Source organism: Micromonospora sp. NBRC 101691 (assembly GCF_030269285.1).
Lineage (GTDB): Bacteria > Actinomycetota > Actinomycetes > Mycobacteriales > Micromonosporaceae > Micromonospora > Micromonospora echinospora.
On record NZ_BSTB01000001.1, the window covers coordinates 141173 to 164240 of the forward strand.

Annotated in this window: 13 protein-coding genes; 5 read left to right on the top strand and 8 right to left on the bottom strand. The window is 71.5% G+C overall.

Annotated features, from left to right (window positions below):
* Nucleotides 1–259: 259 nt before the first annotated feature.
* Together QSK20_RS00560 and asnB are read right to left on the bottom strand one after the other, a co-directional pair.
* Entirely contained in the window at nt 260–1192 is a 933-nt protein-coding gene (locus tag QSK20_RS00560; RefSeq protein ID WP_285786572.1) for a carbohydrate kinase family protein, read from the bottom strand.
* A gap of 46 nt (nt 1193–1238) precedes the next feature.
* On the bottom strand, nt 1239–3200 hold the full coding sequence (asnB, locus tag QSK20_RS00565; protein WP_285786573.1) for an asparagine synthase (glutamine-hydrolyzing): 1962 nt from the start codon (nt 3198–3200) through the stop codon (nt 1239–1241).
* Nucleotides 3201–3312: 112 nt separating this feature from the next.
* Between asnB and QSK20_RS00570 the strand changes: the two genes are divergently transcribed.
* Together QSK20_RS00570 and QSK20_RS00575 are read left to right on the top strand one after the other, a co-directional pair.
* Complete coding sequence (locus tag QSK20_RS00570; protein ID WP_285786574.1) at nt 3313–4794, top strand: aminopeptidase P family protein; 1482 nt, start codon at nt 3313–3315, stop codon at nt 4792–4794.
* A 543-nt stretch (nt 4795–5337) separates the two neighbouring features.
* Nucleotides 5338–6936 carry an autotransporter outer membrane beta-barrel domain-containing protein gene (locus QSK20_RS00575; protein ID WP_285786575.1) on the top strand — a complete coding sequence of 533 codons (1599 nt, stop codon included), beginning with the start codon at nt 5338–5340 and terminating at the stop codon, nt 6934–6936.
* Nucleotides 6937–7092: 156 nt separating this feature from the next.
* Here the strand turns inward: QSK20_RS00575 and pulA are convergent, their stop codons facing one another.
* From pulA to QSK20_RS00595, 4 genes are all read right to left on the bottom strand, one after another.
* Nucleotides 7093–12585: a pullulanase-type alpha-1,6-glucosidase gene (gene pulA, locus QSK20_RS00580; protein ID WP_285786576.1), complete on the bottom strand. Its 5493-nt coding sequence runs from the start codon at nt 12583–12585 to the stop codon at nt 7093–7095.
* A gap of 205 nt (nt 12586–12790) precedes the next feature.
* Nucleotides 12791–13471, bottom strand: coding sequence for a cellulose binding domain-containing protein (locus QSK20_RS00585; RefSeq protein ID WP_285786577.1), 681 nt, complete (start codon nt 13469–13471; stop codon nt 12791–12793).
* 113 nt (nt 13472–13584) lie between these two features.
* A complete protein-coding gene (locus QSK20_RS00590) occupies nt 13585–13974 on the bottom strand; it encodes a DUF6841 family protein (RefSeq protein WP_285786578.1) in 390 nt (129 codons plus the stop codon).
* A gap of 37 nt (nt 13975–14011) precedes the next feature.
* Nucleotides 14012–14692 (bottom strand): hypothetical protein, encoded by a 681-nt coding sequence (locus QSK20_RS00595; protein ID WP_285786579.1) that lies wholly within the window; start codon nt 14690–14692, stop codon nt 14012–14014.
* 19 nt (nt 14693–14711) lie between these two features.
* On the opposite strand from QSK20_RS00595, the gene QSK20_RS00600 reads away from it, so the two are divergent.
* Nucleotides 14712–14900, top strand: coding sequence for a hypothetical protein (locus QSK20_RS00600; RefSeq protein WP_285786580.1), 189 nt, complete (start codon nt 14712–14714; stop codon nt 14898–14900).
* A 4-nt stretch (nt 14901–14904) separates the two neighbouring features.
* Here QSK20_RS00600 and QSK20_RS00605 read toward each other — a convergent pair whose 3' ends face one another.
* The gene (locus QSK20_RS00605) at nt 14905–16572 is read right to left on the bottom strand and encodes a right-handed parallel beta-helix repeat-containing protein (protein ID WP_285786581.1); all 1668 of its coding nucleotides are present in this window, start codon (nt 16570–16572) and stop codon (nt 14905–14907) included.
* 406 nt (nt 16573–16978) lie between these two features.
* On the opposite strand from QSK20_RS00605, the gene QSK20_RS00610 reads away from it, so the two are divergent.
* Together QSK20_RS00610 and QSK20_RS00615 are read left to right on the top strand one after the other, a co-directional pair.
* A complete protein-coding gene (locus QSK20_RS00610; RefSeq protein WP_285786582.1) occupies nt 16979–17635 on the top strand; it encodes a C39 family peptidase in 657 nt (218 codons plus the stop codon).
* A 241-nt stretch (nt 17636–17876) separates the two neighbouring features.
* Entirely contained in the window at nt 17877–20732 is a 2856-nt protein-coding gene (locus tag QSK20_RS00615; protein WP_285786583.1) for an aconitate hydratase, read from the top strand.
* A 140-nt stretch (nt 20733–20872) separates the two neighbouring features.
* Here the strand turns inward: QSK20_RS00615 and QSK20_RS00620 are convergent, their stop codons facing one another.
* Nucleotides 20873–22864: a pectate lyase family protein gene (locus tag QSK20_RS00620; protein ID WP_285786584.1), complete on the bottom strand. Its 1992-nt coding sequence runs from the start codon at nt 22862–22864 to the stop codon at nt 20873–20875.
* Nucleotides 22865–23068 lie beyond the last annotated feature (204 nt).

Below are 23068 nucleotides of genomic sequence, written 5' to 3' on the forward strand. Positions count from 1 at the left end.
GCACACGCTGTAGAGCTGCCCGCGCGAACGGGGCAACGTGCTCGCCGGGCACCGGACAGCGGACGCCCCCGCTCCGCCAGCCGACCTCATCACCAGACGCTCACACCACGCACGCCGGGCTCCGATAGCACAGACGGGGCAGCTCCAAAGCGTCCGGCCGGCAATACGCCCACCGCCCGGCCCCGCCCGCGCGGCCGGGCGGCGGTGCCACGAGCGACGGACAGCCGGCCAGGCGGAAAACAGCCAGGCGGGACCGGGGTCAGCCGGGAAAGCGGCGGGCGACCTCGTCCCGGGTCGGCATGGCGACCGCGCCACCGGACGACTCGCAGACCAGGCCGGCCACCCGGAGCGCGAACGCCACCCGGGCGGTCCAGCCGGCCGGGTCGCGGGGCGGACCGTCGGCCAGCAGATCGGCGACGAGCGCGGCCATCACCGAGTCACCGGCGCCGGTGGCGTCGACCGCGCGGACGGTGGGCGCGGACACGCGTACCGGGTCGGGACCGGCCGCGACCAGCGCGCCCCGCGCGCCGAGGGTGACCACCACGGTGCCGGCGCCCCGGTCACGCAGGTGGGCGGCGACCCGCTCGACCGGTTCCCCGGGATAGAGCGCCTCGGCGTCGGCGGCGCTGAGCTTGACCAGGTGTGCGGTGGCGGCGAACTCGGCGGTCGTCCGGCGGACCGTGGCGAGCGCGTCCGGGCCGGAGAGCAGCCGGGGTCGGATGTTCGGGTCGAACACCCGCACGCCGCTGGTCAGGCGCCAGGCCCGGCGGGCGGCGGCGAGGGTCGCCGGGCAGAGCAGCACGATCGACCCGCAGTAGAGCACGTCCGCGCCGGCGACCAGCGCGACGTCGAGGTCGTCGGCGGTCAGCAGCCCGTAGGAGGGCGGCTCGCCGTAGAAGCGGAAGTCGGGTTCCGCCCCGGCGAAGGTGGCCACGGCGAGCGTGGTCGGCGCGGGCACGGTGACCGTCGCGCCGACGTCGACCCCGGCCGTGGTGAGGAACCGCCGGATCCGCTCGGCGAGCACGTCGTCGCCGAGGGAGCCGACGAAGCGGGCGTCCCCACCGAGGCGGGCCACCCCGACCGCGACGTTGAGCGGCCCGCCGCCGATCGCCTGCCGGTAGACCGGCTCGCCGGCACACTCGGTGTCGAGCAGGTCGATCAGCGCCTCACCGAGCACCACCGCGTACCCCATCGCCTCCCCACCTCTCGTCCACGCCGGGCGGTGCCGCGACCGTGGGTCAGCGGACCATGGAACCGACCACCGGCTTGGTCAGCAGCGCCGACTGGTTGCGCTGGATGCCCGGGTCGAGGGTCTTGGCGACGAAGATGGCGTGCCAGATGCAGAAGATCAGCACCGTCCACACCTTGCGGGAGTGGTCCGCCTCCTCCCGCTTGTGCTCCTCCAGCAGCCGCATCGCGTACGACAGGTCGAGCAGTTCGCCGGCACCGGAGGTGGAGAGCACCCAGCGGGCCCACTCGTACATCTCGCCGCGCAGCCAGACCCGGGTCGGGGTCGGGAAGCCCAGCTTCTTCCGGTTGACGATCGCCGGGGGCACCACGCCCTGCAACGCCTGGCGCATGGCGTACTTGGTGGCGTCGGAGCGGGGCGGCAGCTTCAGGTCGACCGGGATGCCGGCGGCCACCTCGAAGACGTCCCGGTCGAGGAAGGGCACCCGGACCTCCAGCGAGTGCGCCATCGAGATCCGGTCCGCCTTGACCAGGATGTCGCCGCGCAGCCAGGTGTAGAGGTCGACGTACTGCATCTTGGTGACGTCGTCCAGCTCGGTGCACTCGGCGTAGATCGGGGCGGTCACGTCGGTGTAGCGCACCGAGGGGTCGTACCGGCGCAGCAGGTGCTGCTTCTCCTCCTCGGTGAACATCCGGGCGTTGCCGTAGTAGCGCTGCTCGATCGGGGTGGTGCCGCGCTCCAGGAAGCTCTTGCCCTTGACGCCCTGCGGAATGGCCTTCGACACCGCCCGCAGGCCCTTCTGCACCCCGTCGGGCAGGCCGTTGACGCTGCTCAGCGAGAGCGGCTCGCGGTAGATCGTGTAGCCGCCGAAGAACTCGTCGGCCCCCTCGCCGGAGAGCACCACGGTGACGTGCTCGGCGGCCTTCTTGGCGACGAAGTAGAGGGGCACCAGCGCCGGGTCGGCCACCGGGTCGTCCAGGTGCCAGACGATCTTCGGCAGCGCCTCGATCATGTCCTGCGGCCCGATCTTGGTCGGGATGGTGGTCACCCCGAGGTGCCGGGCCGAGTCCTGGGCGACGTCGATCTCGGAGTATCCCGGGACGTCGTACCCGACGGTGAAGGTCAGGATGTTCGGGTTGAACTCGCGGGCCAGCGCCACCACGGCGGTGGAGTCGATGCCGCTGGAGAGGAAGGAGCCGACCGGCACGTCCGAGCGCATGTGCATCCGGACGCTCTCCCGCAGCGTCTCCCGGATCTGGTGGTAGAGGCGCTGCTCGTCGGAGACCGGGGCGGGCCGGAACACCGGGCGGTACCACCGCCGCACGTCGATCCGGCCACCCGGCGACCAGGTGAGGTACTCGCCCGAGCCGATCCGGCTGATGCCCTGGTGCAGCGTGCCGGGCTCCGGGACGTACTGCAACGTCAGGTAGTGCGAGAGGTTGGCCGCGTCCACTCCGGCGTCCCCGGCGTACGCGGACTGCGCGAAGGGCAGCAGCGCCTTCTTCTCCGAAGCCAGGTAGAGACCGTCCATGGTCTCCAGGTAGTGCAGCGGCTTGATGCCGAAGTGGTCCCGGGCGCCGAAGGCCCGCCGCTCCTGCCGGTCCCAGATGACGAAGGCGAACATGCCGCGCAGCCGGGTGAGCACCTGCTCGCCCCAGTAGTGGTAGCCGGCGACGATCACCTCCCCGTCGCCCGCGGTGGCGAACTGGGCCCCGAAGTTGCGGATCAGTTCCTCGCGCAGCTCGATGTAGTTGTAGATCTCACCGTTGAAGGTGAGGAGGTACCGGCCGCCCGCATAGGGCAGCGGCTCGTGGCTGGACGCCACGTCGATGATGGCGAGCCGCTTGTGGGCGAACACCCCGTCCGCGTACCGGCCGGTGGCGTCACCGACCAGCTCGACACCGGTCTCGTCCGGCCCGCGGTGGTGCAGGCATTCCAACGCTCCGGCGATGGCGTCGCGGTGCGCGCCGGCGTCGCCGCGCGCGCTGAAAAAGGCCAGGAGTCCGCACATGTGGGCCATCTTTCCACGCGCCGGAACGCTCCGTCGCGGCACCACGGGCTCTCCCCGTGCCGGGTCCGCGCGGTACCGTCTGCGTCAGCGACGCCACCGGAGGGAGCGGATCATGGCTGAGAAGCGGACCGAGACGACGCCGACGGACGGCACCGAATCGCACGACCCCGATTTCCCGGAGGCCTTCCTGGCCTTCATGCGCCAGGGCTGGCGGGACACCACCCTGCCGGTGGGCCCGCGCCCCGAGGTGCCCAACTACGCCAAGCGGCGGGCCGCGCTCTCCGCGTCCTTCCCCGGCGAGACGCTGGTCATCCCGACCGGCGGTGAGAAGGTACGCGCCAACGACACCGAGTACCGCTTCCGCCCCGGCAGCGACTTCGCCTACCTGACCGGCGACCACGCCCCGGACGGCGTGCTGGTGCTGCGGCCCAACGGGTCCGGCCACGACGCCGTCCTCTACATGCGGCCCCGCTCCTCCCGGGAGAACGACGAGTTCTTCCGCAGCCGGCACGGCGAGCTGTGGGTGGGACGCCGGCACACCCTGGCCGAGAAGTCGAGCGAACTCGGCCTGCCCACCGCCGACCTGACCGAACTGGACGCGGTGCTGGCCGATGCCGCTCCCGGCCGTACCCGGGTGCTGCGCGGCTTCGACGCCCGGGTGGACGCGGCGGTGCGCCCGTGGAACGGCGCCCGCGCCGAGGGGCAGCCGGGCCGGGACCGCGAGCTGGCCATCGCGATCTCGGAACTGAAGCTGGTCAAGGACGAGTGGGAGATCGCGCAGCTCCAGGACGCGATCGACGCGACCGTCCGGGGCTTCGAGGACGTCGCCCGGGTGCTCCCGGCCGACCGGGGCGTCTCGGAGCGGCTGCTGGAGGGGATCTTCGCGCTGCGGGCCCGCCACGACGGCAACGACGTGGGGTACGGCTCGATCGTCGGGGCCGGCGAGCACGCCACGATCCTGCACTGGGTGCACAACCACGGCACCACCCGCCCGGGTGAGCTGCTGCTGATGGACATGGGGGTGGAGAACCGCCACCTCTACACCGCCGACGTCACCCGGGTCCTGCCGGTGGGCGGCCGGTTCACCGATCTCCAGCGTCAGGTGTACGACGTCGTGTACGCCTCCCAGCAGGCCGGCATCGAGGCCATCCGGCCCGGGGCGAAGTTCAAGGACGTCCACCGGACCTGCATGCGGGTGCTCGCCGAGGGGCTGGCCGACCTGGGTCTGCTGCCGGTGAGCGTGGACGAGGCGATGGACGAGAAGTCGACCGTCTACCGGCGCTGGACGCTGCACGGGTTCGGGCACATGCTCGGCATCGACGTGCACGACTGCGCGAACGCCCGCAAGGAGGTCTACCGCGACGGTGCCCTCGGTGAGGGCTTCGTCCTCACCGTCGAGCCGGGGCTGTACTTCCAGCCGGAGGACGATCTCGTCCCGGAGGAACTGCGCGGCATCGGCATCCGGATCGAGGACGACGTCCTGGTGACCGCCACCGGCGCGGTGAACCTCTCGGCGGGCCTGCCCCGACGGTCGGACGAGGTGGAGACCTGGCTGGCCGAGCAGCGGGAGGCGGGTCCCCGCCTGCCCGGCTGACCGCACGACCCACCCTCGGCGAACCCCGCCATCGGTGCCTGTTGTCCGGGTGCCGGCGGCGGGGTCCGGCGTTTCGTCTGCCGGATCGCCTGACCTCGGCGTTTCCCGGGGAAACCAGCACTCTGGGGCGATCCTTCTCTTACGGTGTGTTCGGAAACTTCTTCCCGTCAGGGGCGGTCCGGACGGGTCACCCACGATCCGTCTGGGCCGCCCGGTTCCTCCCCGTGCCGCACACCTCACCGTGGGCGTGGGGTCTGCTGCCGGATGCCCTGCGGTGTACCGGCTGATCCACATATAGCGAGGGCGGCCCCGCTCCGGCACGTTTCGGAGCGGGGCCGCCCGTCGTGGGTGTCCGCACACGCCTGCACCGAACGTCCTCTCACGCCAGGAACCCGCCTAATGCGGGCTTGTTTCAGGTTCGCCCGCATAGCGAGGAAACTTCTCATACGGTGTGGTTCAGCAGCTACAACCGATTTGTAGCGAAGGACGCCTCGCCATGGCGGAGCGACCTTGTCTGGTACGAGGAGAGGGCAGAGAGCTCCGATGTCCAACTACCTTGGAAACAATGAGGAGGCCACCCCGCAGGCGGTGCCACCGAGGAACCGCCGTCGGCTGTGGTTGGCCACTGGTGCTGCGGGCCTGGCCGGCGTGGTGGGTCTGGGTGCGATCGGCGGCGCGGCGGTCGCCGGGACGCCCAGCCTCGCCGCCCTGAACTGGGCCAACGCCCAGTCGATTCTCACCGGCGACGGCACGTCGCCGGAGGGCGGCCACAAGGACGACAAGGGCCACAAGGGGAAGGGCCACGAGGGCAAGGGCCACGACGGGAAGGGTGACTGGCGCGGCCAGAACGGTCAGGGTCAGAACGGCCGGAGCCAGAACGGTCAGGGTCAGAACACCCAGGGGCAGAACGGCCGGGGCCAGAACACCCAGGGGCAGAACACCCAGGGGCAGCAGGCCACGGCGGTGCCGTGCAACCGCGACGCGTTGTTCGCGGCGATCAACCAGGCGAACGCGCGCCAGGGCGGCACGCTGCGGCTGGCCGCCGAGTGCACGTACGAGCTGCGCGCGGCCACCGGCGCCAACGCCCTCCCGCCGATCACCAGCCGGATCACCGTCCTCGGTGAGCGGTCGATCATCGAGCGTGCCTACAGCTCGACCAACGCCGGCACGTCCCTGTTCCGCTTCTTCGAGGTCGCCAACGGCGGACACCTGACCCTACGGGACGTGACCCTGCGCAACGGCATGGTGTCCGGCGCGGAGCGCGGCGGAGCGATCGCGGTGCGGGCCGGCGGCGAGGCCGTCATCGAGAACAGCACGCTGACCGGGAACAGCGCCCTGGGAGCCACGGGCACCGGTGGCGCCGTCGAGAACGCCGGGATCACCACGCTCCGCAACACCAAACTGGCCCTGAACAACGCGGCCAGTGGCGGTGGCGCCCTCCGCAGCACCGGCGTCCTGGTGGTGGAGAAGAGCCTGTTCGAGGCGAACAAGTCGGTCGCTCCGGTCACCGCCGGCACCAACCACGGCGGGGGCGCCATCGAGAGCACCGGCACGGCGACCATCCGGGACACCCGATTCCTCGGCAACGAGAGCGGCGGCAACGGCGGCGCCCTGCACACCAGGGGCGGCGCGGCGGACATCGCCAACTCCCAGTTCACCGGGAACACCGCCGCGGCCTCGGGCGGCGCGATCGCCAACGAGGGCGGCACCCAGCTCCGGCTGCGGGAGGTCACGCTGCTGGAGAACACCGCGGCGGCGGTGGCCGGCGCCAACCGGGGCGGCGGCGGGATCTTCAACGGCACCGAGAGCACGGTGACCGCCCTGAGCGGCGTCCGGCTGACCGGCAACAGCGCCAGCCTGGGCGTCGGCGGCGGCGTGTCCAACCTCGGCGACCTGGCGATGAGCGGTGGCGTGTTCACCGGCAACCAGGCCGGCACCACCGGCGGGGGCATCCACAACGGCGCCACCGGCGAGGTCACCCTGCTGGGCACCAACGTCACCCTGAACCAGGCCCGGATCGCCGGCGGCGGCATCCACCACCTGGCGGCGGCCGGAGCGGCCACCATCGACCTCCAGTCGCGGGTGACCGGCAACAACTCGACCAACTGCGCCGGCCGGGCGATCCCGAACTGCCAGGGCTGAACGGCAGGTGGCGCTCGGTACCGGCACCAGCCGGGACGAGACGGCCCGGCCCCGTCCGCGTGGTCCCTGCGACCACCCGGACGGGGCCGGACACCGTACGGATCACCGGAATCACGGGCCTGTCCCACCGCTGCCGGCGGGACAGGCCCGTGGCGGTCATCGTTGGACGAAGACCGCCACGCTCCGCGCCGGCACCGTGAACGTGCCGCCGGCCCGGTCGAACGAGGCGGTACGCAGCACCGGATCCGCCGAGTTCCGCAGCACCGGATGCAGCGACACGTCCGCTCCCCGGAGGCCGTCGACCTGTTGGGTCGCCGCCTGCGGGGTGGTGTTGAAGACCACGGTCACCGACGTCCACTGCCGGTCGAGCCCCCGACCGTCGAGCGTCATGGTGAGCACACCCGGGGTCTCCTGCGGGCCGGAGAGCGGGAAGGCCACCCGCTTCTGCACCTCGCGGGCGTCGGTCAGCCCGAACACCGGCGACGAGGCCCGCACGCGCAGCATCTCGGCGTACCGGGCGTCGGTCAGGTTCACCGCCGCGCAGTCCGGCACCAGTGCCGGGTCGGCCAGCAGCGGCTTCGCGTACGGCCACTTGTCCTGGTTGTCCGCCGCCGGGGCCAGGCCGGCCCCGAACCCGTTGCCCTGGGCGCAGTCCCACCTGATCTGGTTGAACCAGTCACCGGAGTTGTACGAGTTGCGGTCCAGCGACTTCGACCGCAGCCGCTCGGTGCCGGTGGTCACGAAGCCGCTCCCCTGCCCCAGCACCACCGTGGAGAGGGCGAGCACCTGCATCCGGGCCCGGTCCGTCATCGGGGTGTCCTGCGGCAGCTTGTACGCCAACGCGTCGTACAGGATCTCGTTGTCGTGCGCGTCGACGTAGGTCACCGCCTCCCCCGGCGCGGCGGTGTAGCCGGCCGGTGAGCCGTTGTAGTCGACCTGCGCGCCGGTCACCGTCCGGCCCTGCGTGTCGGTGAACCGGTAGCCGGCCAGGTTGCCGACCAGCCCGACCTTGATCTGGTCGTGGGCGTGCAGCAGCCGGGCGCGCTGCTGCTCGGCGGTGCCGTTGACCGGGTCGCCGTTCGGGTCGGTGAACAGCCCGGAGGCGAAGCCCTGCACCCGCGGGTTGGCGTCGAACGGCCCTCCACCGCGCACCGCGTCACGGAGCCGGTCGTTGAAGGTGCCGATGCCGGTGCCGGCCATGTTGGCCTGGGTGGCCTGGACGAAGCGGGCGTCGTTCGCCACCTCGCCGAAGTTCCAGCCCTCGCCGTAGAGCAGGATCGACTTTCCGTCCACCCCGTCCCGGGCGACGGTCAGCTTGTCCAGCGCCCGGCGCACGTCGAGCATGTTGGCCTTCGGGTGGTGACCCATCAGGTCGAACCGGAAGCCGTCCACCTTGTACGCCTTGGCCCAGGTGACGATGGAGTCGACCACGAGCTTGCCCATCATCGCGTGCTCGGGGGCGGTGTTGGCGCAGCAGGTGGAGTTGGCGACCGTGCCGTCCTCCAGCAGCCGGTGGTAGTAACCGGGCACCACCTGGTCGAGCACCGACTTCGGGTCGGCGCCGGCGGCCGAGGTGTGGTTGTAGACCACGTCCATCACGACGCGCAGGCCGGCGGCGTTGACCCCGGCGACCATCTGCCGGAACTCGGTGGTGCGCGCCGGCCCGGTCGGGTCGACGGCGTACCCGCCCTCGGGGACGGTGTAGTGCAGCGGGTCGTACCCCCAGTTGTAGCCGTCGGTGTCGGCGACCCCGGCGACGCACTTCTGCTGCTGGTCGGAGTCCGGCGGCAGCTTCGCCAGGTCGCAGGCGGGCTGCTTCTGCTCGCTGCGCCGCTCGGGGATGGTGGCGAAGTCGAACGCGGGCAGCAGGTGCAGGTGGGTGACCCCGGCATCGCCGAGCTTGCGCAGGTGGGTCATACCCGCCGTGGCCGGGTCGGTGAAGGCGAGGAAGGTACCCCGCCGCTCGGCCGGGACGCTGCTGTCGGCGACGGAGAAGTCCCGCACCGACAGTTCGGTGATCTGCACCTTCGACGACGGCACCGCCGCCGGCTTGCGCAGCTTCGCCCACCCGGTCGGGGCGAGCGCCGGGTCGGTCAGGTCGACGATCTGGCTGTGTGTGGAGTTCGGCGCGAGCGCCACCGAGTACGGGTCGGTCACCGAGGCGGTGGCCATCTTCTGCGTGGCGGGCTGCCAGGCCTGCACCCGGTAGCGGTAGTACTTTCCGGTCCAGGAGCGCTCGCCGCGCACCGACCAGACGCCGGTGCGGTCGTCCCGGCGCATCGGCACGACGCGCGGCTCCCCGGTCGGCTGGTCGAACAGCTCCAGCGCGACGGTCCGGGCGGTGGGCGCCCAGACCGCCAGGTTCGGGCGGTTGCCCTCGATGGTCGGGCCGAGCTTCGCGGACGTGGCCCGGGAGTAGACGTCGTCGAGGACGCCGGCGATCTGCACGCCGGTGGCGCCGAGCAGGGTGCCCTCGTGGTCCCGCTCGGTCACCAGGAGCTGCCCGCGCAGCGCGGCCGGCACCCTGGCCAGGTCACGGTCGGCGAGGGTGAACGCCTGGTGGGCCCAGAGGTGCGGGAACCGCGCGCGCTGGGCCTCGGTGAGTCCGTTGCGCACCGCGGTCAGCGGCAGCGAGGCGTACGTCCCGGACAGCTCGCCGTCGACCACGGTCACCCCGCCGGCCGCTGCGGTGACCAGGGCGAACGTTGTGCCGTCGGTCGGGCCGGTGGCCCAGGCCACAGTGGACCGGTCGATCCAGTGCGCCTTCTGCTTCGTGATGTCGACGTCCTTCGCGGTGCCGCTGGTGGTCGCCGGGAGCAGCCGGCCCGGGGTCGCGGCGAGCAGCCACACCTCCCGTCCGGCGCTGGCGAAGTCGAGCCGCTGGTCCTGCGGCAGGTCCTTCTCGTCCCCCTTGTGGATGATGTAGCTCAGTCCGGTGGCCCCGGTCGCGAGCGGCACCCGGAACACCGCGCCGAACGCGTCGACCTTCGTCGGGGCGAGCGGCGACGCCCAGTCGGTCGGGTTGGCCGCGCCGTCCCAGAGGTGCAGACCCCAGCCGTCGTAGTTGCCGTCGGCCCGCCGGTAGTGGATGACCGCGACCCCCTCCTCGACCGGCGGCGCGGGTTCGCCGACGGCGTCGGAGTAGCTGGGGTGCACGGTGGGGTCGCCCTGCTTGATCCAGACCTCCCCCGTGCGGGTGACGTCGATCGTCCGGTCCTGGGCCACGTCCTTGTTCCCGTCCTTGTCGATCACCAGGAACCCGACCGACTGCGCGCCCGGCTTGAGCTTCACCCAGGCGAACCGGCCGTAGGCGTCCTGCCCGGCGAACGGCTGCCCCTTGGGCCACTCGGTCACGTACGCCGGATCGATGTCGCCCCAGGCGTAGAGGCTCCAGTCGGCGTAGTCGCCGTCGGGCCGCTGGTAGTGCACGATCGCCCAGTCCCGGGAGGCACCCTGGTCAGGGGTGCCCACGGTGGCGGTGGAACGGGTGCTCGCGGTGCGGCCCTTGCCGTCCCGGACCACGGCCTTGTACTCGATCCGGGTGCCGCCGGGCAGCCCGGTCAGGTCGTGGTGCAGCGTGTACGGGGCCTGCTCGGCGGTGCCCAGCAGCGTCCACTTCCCGCTGCCGACCCGGGCGGCCACCGCGACGGTGGCGAGCGGGTCCCCGGTGACCTGGGCGGTGACCGGCGCGCGGGTGGCCACGGCGGCGTCGACGGCCGGGGCGGTGATGGTGACGGCCGGGGCGGCGGCCGGCTGCGGGATCGCCGTGCCGGCCCGGTGCACCACCGCCGACAGCGGCGGCACGGTGACGGTCAGCTTCCCGTCCCCGGCGGCCGTCGCGGTGCCGGTGGCCCCGTACACGCCGGTGAAGGTGGCGTTCGCCGACCAGGTGTCCACGGTGACGGTCTGCGGGGTGGCGGCGTTGTTCACCGCGACGACGTACTCGACGCGCTGCTTCGGCTCGATCCGGGAGAACGCGAAGACGCCGGGGCCGTCGGCCGCGTGCCGGGTGACCTGGACACCGTCGCGCAGCGCCGGGTGCGCCTTGCGCAGCGCGCCCAGCTCGGCGATGGTGCGGTAGAGCGGGTGGTTCCGGTCGTACTGGTCGACCGCGTGCGTGCGGTCGGTGCCGATCAGGTCGTCGTCGAGGTAGTCGGGAGTCTTCGACGCGAACATGTCCTGCCGGGAGTCCTTGTCGCCGCCGGGCCCGGTGAAGCCCTGCTCGTCGCCGGAGTAGACCACCGGCTGGCCCCGGGTGAGGAACATCAGCTGGTGGGCGAGCTGGTCACGGCGCAGGTGGGTGCCCGGGTCGGTGCCGCCACCGGCGATGAACGAGCCGATCCGGCCCATGTCGTGGTTGCCGAGGAAGGTGGTCAGCCGGTCGGCGTGGGTGTCCCGGGAGGAGTAGAGGTCGTCGCGGGCGTACACGTCGGCGAGCGCCTTGGCCGAGCCGTTGCCGGCGGTGTAGCCGGTGGCCGCCGCCTGGAAGGCGAAGTCGAGGGTGGCCGGCAGGCCGCCCTGCCGGACGTAGGTGGAGGTGATCTCCGGGTCGGCGCTGTAGACCTCACCGAACATGAAGAAGTCCTTCTTGCCGGCCTTCTCGGCGGCGCGCTCGACGCCCCGGGCGAACTGCGGCCAGAAGTCGAGGTTGACGTGCTTGACGGTGTCCAGGCGGAACCCGTCCACGCCGGTGCTGGCGATCCAGTCGCCGTAGACCTTGGTCAGCCCGCGCACCACCTCGGGGCGCTCGGTCCACAGGTCGTCGAGGCCGAAGAAGTCGCCGTACTCGCTGTTCTCGCCGGCGAAGGTGGAGTCGCCCCGGTTGTGGTACATGGTGGCGTCGTTCAGCCACGCCGGGACCTTGACCGTCCGGTCCGCCTCGCTGGCGAAGGTCGGGGTGTACGGGCCCGCGTCCGCGGTCACCTTCGGGAAGTCCCGGCTGCCGTCGGCGTAGTTACGGTCCTCGAAGGCCCGCCCCTGCGCGTCCGTGTACGGGCTGGTCTTCTTGTCGACGTACGCGTACTTGTCCTCGGCGTACCTGATGACGTCGGCGGTGTGGTTGACGATGACGTCCAGGTAGACCTTGATCCCCCGCCGGTGGGCGAGCTGGACCAGTCGCTTGAGTTCCTCGTTGGTGCCGAAGTGCGGATCGACCTGGGTGAAGTCCGTGATCCAGTAGCCGTGGTAGCCGGCCGAGACGTCGTCGCCGGTGCCCTGCACGGGCCGGTTCTTGAAGATCGGGGCCAGCCAGATCGCGGTGGTGCCGAGCCCCTGGACGTAGTCGAGCTTGTCGATCAGGCCCTTGAGGTCGCCACCGTGGTAGAAGCCCTTGTCGGTCGGGTCGAGACCGGTGGAGAGCCGGTCGCCGGTCAGGCCGCCCCGGTCGTTGCGCGGGTCGCCGTTGGCGAACCGGTCCGGCAGGACGAAGTAGAACTGCTCGGCGCGAGCGTCGTTGGCGCCGGCGCGCAGCATCGCCTCGACGCCGGGCTCGCTGCGCCACTGTGGCGCACCGGTCGCGGCGAGGGGATCGGTGCTCCCGGTGGCGGTGGCACGGGACGGGCTCGCGGCGACGGGGGTGCCGACGAGGGCCAGGGTGAGCAGGGAAACCAGGCCCAACAGGGCCTTGGAAGATCTTGGCGGGGGTTTCATCGACGGCCTTTCCGTGGTCGTAGATTGGCCCGCACGCTAGTCCTTACCGAAACGTTCTGCAATAGTTTGCAAACCAAGTCGAAATATTGCGGCCGGCTTGCAGGACGGCGTCTCGACGGGTTCGCCGCCGCTGATGTGGTTGCAGGGGCCCCTGCTCGGCAGAAAGCGGTAACAGGGGTCCCCTGCTACCACCTGACGGGGGCGGTCAGCGACCGCAGGCAGCGCCGTCCACCGTGCAGCTCGCGGGTCCGGTGGCGGCACCGGTGTCGGCGAGGTGGAACCGCAGCGACGCCGAGGCCCCGGGCGCGAGGGCGGCCCCGCTGGTGAACGTGAAACGGGACCGGGAACCACTCGCCTCGGCCTGCGCCGATCCCTCCACCCAGGCCGACACCAGACGCGCGCCCGGCACCTCCACCCGCACCGTCCAGGACCGGGGCGTGTCGGACCGGTTGGTCACCCGCACCTCGCCGATGAACGCCCCGGTGTAGGTCTCCACCGCCCGGTAGACGCCGGTGACCTGCGTCGACGGGGACGGCGGCTGGCTGAGCAACGGAATCGGGACCGACTCGGCGGTCGGGCTCGGGCTACGCGACGGGGTCGGGGACGCCACGCGGGTCGGACTCGCCGAGGGGGTCGGGGAGGGACGTGCCGTCCGGCTCGCCGTCGGGGCCGCGCTGCGCGACGCGGCGAAGGAGGACGCGGAGATCGCCGGCACCGGACCGGTCGGCAGGGACGGCCCGGGACCGGCCGACGGGCGGTCGCCGACGGCCGTGCCGAGCGCGACGCCCAGCAGGACGACCATCACCAGCACACCGACCGACACCACCGCCCAGGGCGAGAGCAGGGCCACAGTGGACCCGTTCCGCGCACGACGCTTCCCGGCCATGGTCCTCCCTCGTCGGTTCCCCGAACGGGAAGCCTAGCCAGCACGGTCGACCGCCGCACCCGCCCGGCGCGGGCAGATCGGTCGTCCCGGTCGGTCGACGCCCGCCGGGCAGGTCAGCCGGCCCGGATCACGGTGCAGATGACCGGGCCGTCGTCGGTGCCGCGCAGCAGGTAACGGTAACGCTCGCCGGGCACCGCATGCCCCCCGCTGTCCAGGAACTCCCACTGCACGGCCACCAGGGTCAGCAGCGCGGAGACCGGTTCCACCTGGAGGATCACCGCGTTGGCGGCCACCAGCTCCCGGTCCTGGTAGTCGGGTGCGGCCCCCACGAACGAGAGCGCCACCGCAGCCGGCGAACTGAAGGAGAAGCTGTAGGTGTCGGCCACCACCAGGCCGGGCAGGGCGTAGCAGCCGGCGATGGCGGAGACGTCGCCGGTCGTCAGCGCCACGCCGTACCGGTCGAAGAAGTCGGTGAGCGTACCGAGGTCGGTGGAGGCTGTCACGGCGTCAGGAGTTGCCGGCCGGGCGTCCGAGCAAACCTCACCGGGGCGGGATCCGCACCTCGATCTCCGCGCCGAGCGTCGCGCCCGCTTCGAGGTCGAGGTCGTCACCGCTCCAGAAGCGGCCCGGGTCGTACCAGTTCGGCCGCCGTCCCGGCGGGAGCAGCCCCATCGCCTCGTAGGTCACGGCGACCACTTCCGCGCAGTACGCGGTCTCCAGCAGGCGGTCCGGGACGTCGCCCGGGGCGGGGGGTGCCGGCACGGGGCCGCGCCGGCCGGGCAGCGCCGGTCGGGGCAGCGCCGGGACCCGGCCGCGCAGCCAGCGCCAGGCGAGTTGGGCGGTGGACGGGAAGGGCGTGCCGTCGAGCCGGGCGACGGTGCGCAGCACGGCGTCCTCCATCGCCGGCCCGGCGGGCGGCTCCAACTGCCGCAGCCAGGCCCGCTGGCCGTACCGCTCGGCCCAGACGCAGACCGCGTCCCGCAGGTCGTGCAGCTGCACGCCGCGCTGGTGCGTGCCGGTCCACAGGTCCGGCAGGGAGCGGCCCAGCTCGGCGTGCCACATCAGCGGCGGCATGTCGTCCAGCACCACGGCCATGCCGACGTGGTTGACCGGACTGTTCGTGGTGAGCTGGATGGCCCGGTCCGGCACGCTGCGTCCCCGGAACACCCAGACGTCGCCGGTGCGGGTCAGCTCGACCGCCTCGTCCAGGCTGATGCTCATGGGGCACTACCCTAGGCCCATGCGGCAGCGGATGCAGTGGTGGAAGCTCCTCGGACTGGCCGGTGTGGTCGGCGTCGCGGCGACCGGTGTGGTGGTCGCGCGCGCGGAGCGGCGACGCCGGGCGTACACCCCGGAGGAGATCCGGGCCCGGCTGCGGGACCGGCACGCGGAGGCCACCGCGAGCGCGCCGGCCGACGGGGAACGCTGAGCGGTCAGTCCCGTTCGGTGACGTTACGGTGCCAGTGCCCGCCCGTCGGCGGGTTGTCCAGCCGTAGGGCGGCCACCGCGTTGCGGGCGAGGTCGTTCTCCTCGACCCGGCAGGAGACGCAGGACCCCCGATCGGTGATCCACAGTCCGTGGGTCTGGGTGGGCTCGGCGCGGTTGTCCCAGATCCGGTTGCCCCGCACCGTGGCCGAGTCGACCTCGGCGTTCACGGCGATCCCGGCCCGCGTCGGCGGCGCGGCGGGCAGGTCGTAGGCCGCACCGGGCGGCGGGACGTCCTCGTTCCAGCCGGTGGTGGTGTCCGGGCGCAGTTCGGCCAGCGTCAGCTCGGTCCGGGTGTTGCCGGTCACCACCGCCCGGCGGGTGCCGACCCACACCACCTTGCCCCGGTGCCCGTCCACCGGCCAGCGCGCGGCCGGGTCGGTCACGGACCGGTGGTCGTACCGCACCGAACCGCCGCCACGGGTCGCGGCGGCGCACCGGCGACCGTTGTTGCGGATCCGGTTGCCGGTGACCGTCAGGTCGGCCATCGGGCGGTCGATCCGGATCGCGTCCAGCCCGTTGTCCCAGAGTTCGTTGCCGTCGATCGTGACGTCGGACGCCGGCCCGGTGTACCCGTGGCCGAGGTCGTGCTCGTGGTAGCCGTACGCCCCGTTCCCGCTGATCCGGTTGCCGCGCACCGTGTACGGACCCGGCGTGTTGCCCATGCTGATCCCGTCCAGGACGTTGCCGTCGATGACGCAGTCGCTGACGATCCCGCCCCGGCCGGCGACACCGGCGGTGCCGTTGGCGGAGACGTCGAAGCCGGCCTCCAGGTTGCCGATGAGGGTGCAGGCCGACACGATCAGCCCGTCCACGCCCCAGTCGGAGATACCGAACCGGTTGCCCTCGCTGTGGCAGCCGACGATGCGGTAGCCGCGCGGCCGGGTCCAGTAGTCCTTCTGGAGTTCCAGGAAGATGCCGTTGGTGCCGTTGCCGACCGTGGTGCAGTTGGCGATGGTGCACCGTTCGACCCCGCCCCAGCCACCGACCCCGATGCCGATACCGGCCCCACCCATCTGCTGCCCGTTGTCCAGGCGACCGCAGCCGACCACCACCACCCCGTCGACGAGACTGTCCTGGAGGAAGTCACAGCCGAGCCCGGTGGCCCCGGTGTGGTGGATGTAGAGGTTGCGGAACACGCCCCGGACCACGTATTGCAGGCCGAGGCCCTTCGCGAGGTAGTTGTAGTCGGCCATCCCCACCCCGGAGCCGTCGATCTCGAAGTCGGCGAAGGTGCAGTCGGCGATGTGCCGGTCCCGGTCCGCGCCGTGCTGCACGGTCGTCCAGAAGGCCAGCGGGGTGGGATCGGCCCGGTTGCCCTCGTTGCTGAGCAGGAACCGGGTGGCCGCCGGACCGGAGCCGACCAGGGACACGCCACTGCGCCAGACCGTACCGGCGTCCCGGATCGAGTAGCTCCCCGGTGGGCAGTGGATGACCCGGGGCTGGCCGTCGGCGGCGTACGCCTCGCCGAGGCGGTCCACCAGGGCGGCCAGCGCCGGTTGGTCGTTGGTGACCCCGTCGCCCCGGAGTCCGAACTCCCGCGCATCGCACCACAGCGGCGCTGCGGACACCCGCGTCCGCCGCTGTGGCGCTGCGGTGGGCACCTGGTACGGCACCGGACTCTCCCCTCGTCGGCCGGTCGTCCCGGTCGTCGCCTCGTCCCGGTCGTCTCGTCGCCTCGTCCCGGTCGTCGGCGCCCGCTTTCCCGTCCCCGGTGTCCGGAAACACCGGAACCCGGGAGGCGTACGTGACCGGATGCGCCGTTCGCGCCGTGTGCGGTGACGCCGGTCACCGGCCGACCGGGCATGGACGCGGGCCGCCGGCCGTTGTGACCACCGTGCGACCGCCCCACCCCGGCCCCGGGGAGCGGAGGCCGGAATGACGGGCCCGCCGGGTTGGTTGCATCTTCCTGGCCGCCGGACATCTGACCGGCGTCGCCCACGCACCGCGAACCCTTCCTCGCGTGGCACCCAACCCCCGGATCGTCCGGGTGCCGCGTTCCCCCGAGCGAGAGGTGACGACATGCGTACCGATCTGTTCCGCAAGACCGTTCTGACCGCTGCCGGCGCCGTGTTCGCCGGTGGGATGATCGCCGGCCCGGTCGCCGCGAGCGCCGCCGTCGACAGCAACTCCCAGCCGATGGCGATGGCCGCCGAGCGCGGGCACGGCAAGGGTCAGCGGGAGCTGAACGTGCGTTACGAGGCGCAGCCGAACTTCTACTACTGCGGCCCCGCCGCCGCCCGTAACGCCCTCACCACCCTCGACAAGGACGTCTCCCAGGACGACCTCGCCCGGGAGATGGGCACCACCGAGAACGGCACCGACAGCGCCCACCTCATCACCAAGGCCCTCAACACCAAGAGCGGCAAGAACGACTGGCGCACCATCGAAATCACCACCCCCAACGCCGACGACAAGCAGACCGACACCCTCCGCCACGACATCCGCACCGCCGTCGACAACGGACGCGCCGTCGTCGCCAACATCGCCGGCACCGCCACCGACACCAACGGCACCACCCACTCCTTCGAAGGCGGCCACTACATCAGCGTCGTCGGCTACCGCGACAACGCCGACACCGTCAAAATCGCCGACTCCGCCAACCCCAACCAGGCCAGCTACTGGATCACCACCGACGCCCTCGCCGACTGGATCGCCACCCGCGGCTACTCCGCCTGACACACATAGACACACGACGGGCCGGCCCCCACCACAGGGGGCCGGCCCGTTCACGTGCGCCGGGGCGGGTGGTGGATCATGGGTGCCATCTCCCCGTCCCAGAGCCTGACACCCGGTTGCACGAATAGCAAGACGGACGTACGGTTTTGTAGGACTGCGGAATCGCTGGTTAGTGTCGCCTAACCGGGGCGGCACCCCGACCGGTGCGACAGACTGCTCAGGACTACTCACGGTCGCTGGTGTGAAGGAGTACGACGTGGCGAGCCTCGACACCTTCGGTGCGAAGACCCAGCTACGCGTCGGAGACGCGAGCTACGAGATTTTCAAGATCAGCAAGGTGGAGGGCCACGAACGACTGCCCTACAGCCTGAAGATCCTGCTGGAGAACCTGCTGCGGACCGAGGACGGCGCGAACATCACCGCCGACCACATCCGCCAGCTCGGCGCGTGGGACGCCGCCGCCGACCCGAGCGTGGAGATCCAGTTCACCCCGGCCCGGGTGCTGATGCAGGACTTCACCGGCGTACCCTGCGTGGTCGACCTGGCCACCATGCGCGAGGCCGTCCGCGACCTGGGCGGCGACCCGACCAAGGTGAACCCGCTCGCCCCGGCCGAGCTGGTCATCGACCACTCGGTCATCGCCGACCTGTTCGGCCGCGAGGACGCCTTCACCCGCAACGTCGAGCTGGAGTACGAGCGCAACAAGGAGCGCTACCAGTTCCTGCGCTGGGGCCAGACCGCCTTCAACGAGTTCAAGGTCGTCCCGCCGGGCACCGGCATCGTGCACCAGGTCAACATCGAGTACCTGGCCCGTACCGTGATGGAGCGGGGCGGCCAGGCGTACCCGGACACGGTCGTCGGCACCGACTCGCACACCACCATGGTCAACGGCCTGGGTGTACTGGGCTGGGGCGTCGGCGGCATCGAGGCCGAGGCCGCCATGCTGGGCCAGCCGGTCAGCATGCTCATCCCGCGGGTGGTCGGCTTCAAGCTCTCCGGTGAGATGCCGGCCGGCACCACCGCCACCGACCTGGTGCTGACCATCACCGAGATGCTGCGCAAGCACGGCGTGGTCGGCAAGTTCGTCGAGTTCTACGGCCCCGGCGTGAGCGCGGTGCCGCTGGCCAACCGGGCCACCATCGGCAACATGTCCCCCGAGTACGGCTCCACCGTGGCGATCTTCCCGATCGACGCGGAGACCGTCCGCTACCTGGAGCTGACCGGCCGCGACCCGCAGCAGGTCGCGCTGGTCGAGGCGTACGCCAAGGAGCAGGGCCTCTGGCACGACCCGGCGGCCGAGCCGGAGTACTCGGAGCGCCTCGAGCTGGACCTGAGCACCATCGAGCCGTCCCTGGCCGGGCCGAAGCGCCCGCAGGACCGGGTGCCGCTGGGCAACGCCAAGACGCTGTTCCGCTCGGCGCTGACCGACTACGTGGCCGCCGACGAGACCGGCGGCGACGACCGGAAGCCCGGTGTCCCGCAGCAGGAGAAGCCGTTCGGCGTGCAGGGTCGCGCCGACGAGGCGAGCGCCGAGTCCTTCCCGGCCAGCGACTCGCCAGCGGTCGACGGGGCGAACGACCCGGCCGACGCCCCGCGTGAGCTGGTCAACGGCGCGGTCGGCTCGGGCGGCCGGGCCAGCAACCCGATCCGGGTGACCGGGGCCGACGGCACCGAGTTCGAGCTGGACCACGGCGCGGTGGTGATCGCCGCGATCACCTCCTGCACCAACACCTCGAACCCGCAGGTCATGATCGGGGCGGCGCTGCTGGCCCGCAACGCGGTGGAGAAGGGGCTCGCCCGCAAGCCGTGGGTGAAGACCACCCTGGCTCCCGGCTCGAAGGTCGTCATGGACTACTACGAGCGGGCCGGGCTCACGCCGTACCTGGAGAAGCTCGGCTTCCACCTGGTCGGCTACGGCTGCACCACCTGCATCGGCAACTCCGGCCCGCTGCCGGAGGAGATCTCCGCCGCCGTCAACGAGGCCGACCTCGCGGTCGTCTCGGTGCTGTCCGGCAACCGGAACTTCGAGGGCCGGATCAACCCGGACGTCAAGATGAACTACCTGGCGTCCCCGCCGCTGGTGGTGGCGTACGCGCTCGCCGGCACCATGGACATCGACCTGGCCAACGAGCCGATCGGCGAGGACAGCCAGGGCAACCCGGTCTACCTGCGGGAGATCTGGCCGAACACCGCCGAGATCCAGGACGTCATCGCCTCGGCGATCGGCGCGACCGGGTTCAGCGCGGCGTACGAGGACGTCTTCGCCGGTGACGAGCGTTGGCAGTCGCTGCCCACCCCGACCGGTGACACCTTCGCCTGGGCGGGCGAGTCGACCTACGTCCGCAAGCCCCCGTACTTCGAGGGCATGGAGAAGGACCCGAAGGCGGTCGTCGACATCGACGGGGCGCGGGTGCTGGCCAAGCTGGGCGACTCCGTCACCACCGACCACATCTCCCCGGCCGGCTCGATCAAGGCCGACTCCCCCGCCGGGACGTACCTCGCCGAGCACGGTGTGCCGCGGCACGAGTTCAACTCGTACGGCTCGCGCCGGGGCAACCACGAGGTGATGATCCGGGGCACGTTCGCCAACATCCGGCTGCGCAACCAGCTCGTCCCGGGTGTGGAGGGTGGCGTGACCGTCAACCACCTGACCGGCGAGCAGACCTCGATCTACGACGCCTCGGTCGCGTACCAGGAGGCCGGCATCCCGCTGGTCGTCCTCGCGGGCAAGGAGTACGGTTCCGGCTCGTCCCGGGACTGGGCGGCGAAGGGCACCATGCTGCTCGGCGTCCGGGCGGTCATCGCCGAGTCGTACGAGCGGATCCACCGCTCGAACCTGATCGGCATGGGTGTGCTTCCGCTCCAGTTCCCGGCCGGCGAGACCGCCGACAGCCTGGGCCTGACCGGCACCGAGACCTTCTCGATCGCCGGGGTCACGGCGCTGAACGACGGCGAGACCCCGCGCACCGTGAAGGTCACCACCGACACCGGCGTGGAGTTCGACGCGGTGGTCCGGATCGACACCCCGGGTGAGGCGGACTACTACCGCCACGGCGGCATCCTCCAGTACGTGCTCCGGCGGATGATCGCCAGCTAGCCCGCACCCCCGTTTGGTGGTAGCAGGGGTCCCCTGTTCATCGTTTCTGATGAACAGGGGACCCCTGCAGTGTCCGGGGCGGGGCGGAGCACGGCGGTGCGGGGCGGTGTGGTGCGGGACGGTGCGGTGGTGCCGGCGGGTCAGATCCGGCCGACGCCGGCGCCCGCGGTCACCAGGGCGGGCACGTTCGCCGCCGGGTCGAGGGTGTACGGGTAGTAGGTGCGCGGCTCGGTCACCGTGCCGGCGGTCTCCGGGGTGCCGGAGTTGACGAAGACGTTGTTGCGCTGCACCGCCCGTCCCGGGCCGCTGTCGGCGTACCCGCTGGCCGAGTACATCGGGTGGGGCACGTCGCGGAAGTAGTTGCCCTCCACGACGACCCCGGCGTTCTCGGTGGAGGCGACCCCGTAGAGCGCGTTGCCGAGGAAGTAGTTGTTGTAGACGTGCACCGGCTCGGCGAACCGGATCCGGGGGTGCCGCTGCCGGCTGTTGTCGAAGAAGTTGTGGTGGATGCTCACCTTCAGGTGCCCGATGTCGGTCGACCCGGACCCGTCGGAGTGGCCGATCAGCATGCTCTTGTCGGAGTGGTCGAAGTGGTTCCAGGAGACGGTCACGTAGTCCGCGCCCCGGACCACGTCGACCGAGCCGTCCACCGCTCCGGCGAACCGGTTGTGGTCGATCCAGATGTGGTGCGAGTTCTGCCCGACGTTGATCGCGTCGTCCTCGGCGTTGGTGAAGTTGATGTTCCGGACGATCACGTTGTACGACCGGTAGAAGTCCAGGCCGCCACCGGTGATCTCGGCGTTCCCGACGCCGATGATGGTTTTGTTGGGGCGTACGCCCTGCTTGCTGCTGATCTGGATCCGACCGGTGACCTGGATGATCATCGGCCCGACGGTGTCGATGTAGTCGAGGAAGTCGTTCGCGTTGGTCGCGGTGACCACCGGGCCGCCGAGTCCACCGGTGGTGCCGTTCTGGCCGAGCGCGTTGACGCTGGCGAACCCGTCCGGCTGGGCGGTGATCCCGGGCCCGGCCGCGGAGGCCGCCTGGGCGGTCGGTGAGATCCGGCCGACCCCGGCGCCGGCCGGGACGATCGTCGGTACGTTGGCGGCCGGGTCCAGCGTGTACGGGTAGTAGCTGCGCGGGTCGGGCACGGTGCCCCGGGTCTCGATGGCGTGGTTGCAGTCGACCAGGATGTTGCCGCGCTGGACGATCCGGCCGAGGGGCCCGCTGAAGTCGACCCGGCCCGGGTTGTTGACGCTGTAGAAGTAGTTGTTCTCCATCAGCACGGCCGAGTCGTTGGTGGAGGCGACGCCGTAGCTGTTGTCGTAGTAGTAGTTGTTGTAGACGTGGGCCAGCGCGGAGAAGCGCACCCGGGGGTTCCGCTGGTCCGAGGCGTCGAAGTAGTTGTGGTGGTAGGTGACCCGCAGCCGTCCGACGTCCTGCGCCGCGTTGTCGTCGTCGTGCCCGAGCAGCAGCGTCTTGTCGTGGTCGTGGAAGTGGTTCCAGGAGACGGTGACGAAGTCGGAGCCGCGCTTGATGTCGACCGCGCCGTCGTCGCCGTTGGAGAACTCGTTGTGGTCGATCCAGATGTGGTGCGAGAACATCTGGACGTTGATCAGGTCGTCGGTCGCCCCGGTGATGTGCACGTTCCGGATGATGATGTTGTGGACGGCGTTCGCCGGGGGCGAGGTGACGTCGTCGTCCACCGGCAGACCGATGTTCAGCCCGCCGCCGGAGAGGGTGGCGTTCGCGCCGAGCCCGACGATCGTCTTGTCGGAGGCGACGTTGTGCATCCCGTCGTTGGCGCCGGTGGGCAGGTTGATGGTCCCGGAGACCTGGACGACGTACGGCCCGGGGCGGGAGATGTAGTCCAGGAACTGGGCGGCGGTGGTAACGGTGACGACCGGCCCACCGGCGCCGCCGGTGGTGCCGTTCTGGCCGAGGGCGTTGACGGTGGCGAACCCGTCGGGCGTGGCGGCGGCCAGCGCGGCCGGGGCACCGGCGGCCGGGCCGGGAGCCGCCGTGGCGGGCTGTGGCAGGGCGGTGGCGGACAGGGCCAGGGCGGTGAGCAGGCCGGCGGCGGTGTGCCGCCGCCATCGGGGGTGACGGGGCGGTGGGTTGGTGGTGGTCACGGGGTTCCGCCTTTCGCAGGGCGGACGGCCAGGCGGGCTGGACGCGCGGGGCGGCGGGGACGTGCCGCCGGGCGGTCCGGGAACGGGGACGGTCCGGTTGCGGGCCTGGCGATCCGGCAGGTGGTGGCCTACGATCTGGAAAGCGCTTTCCTCGCCCATGCTAGAAACGTACATCGGCTCATGTCAATAAATAGCCACCGATGT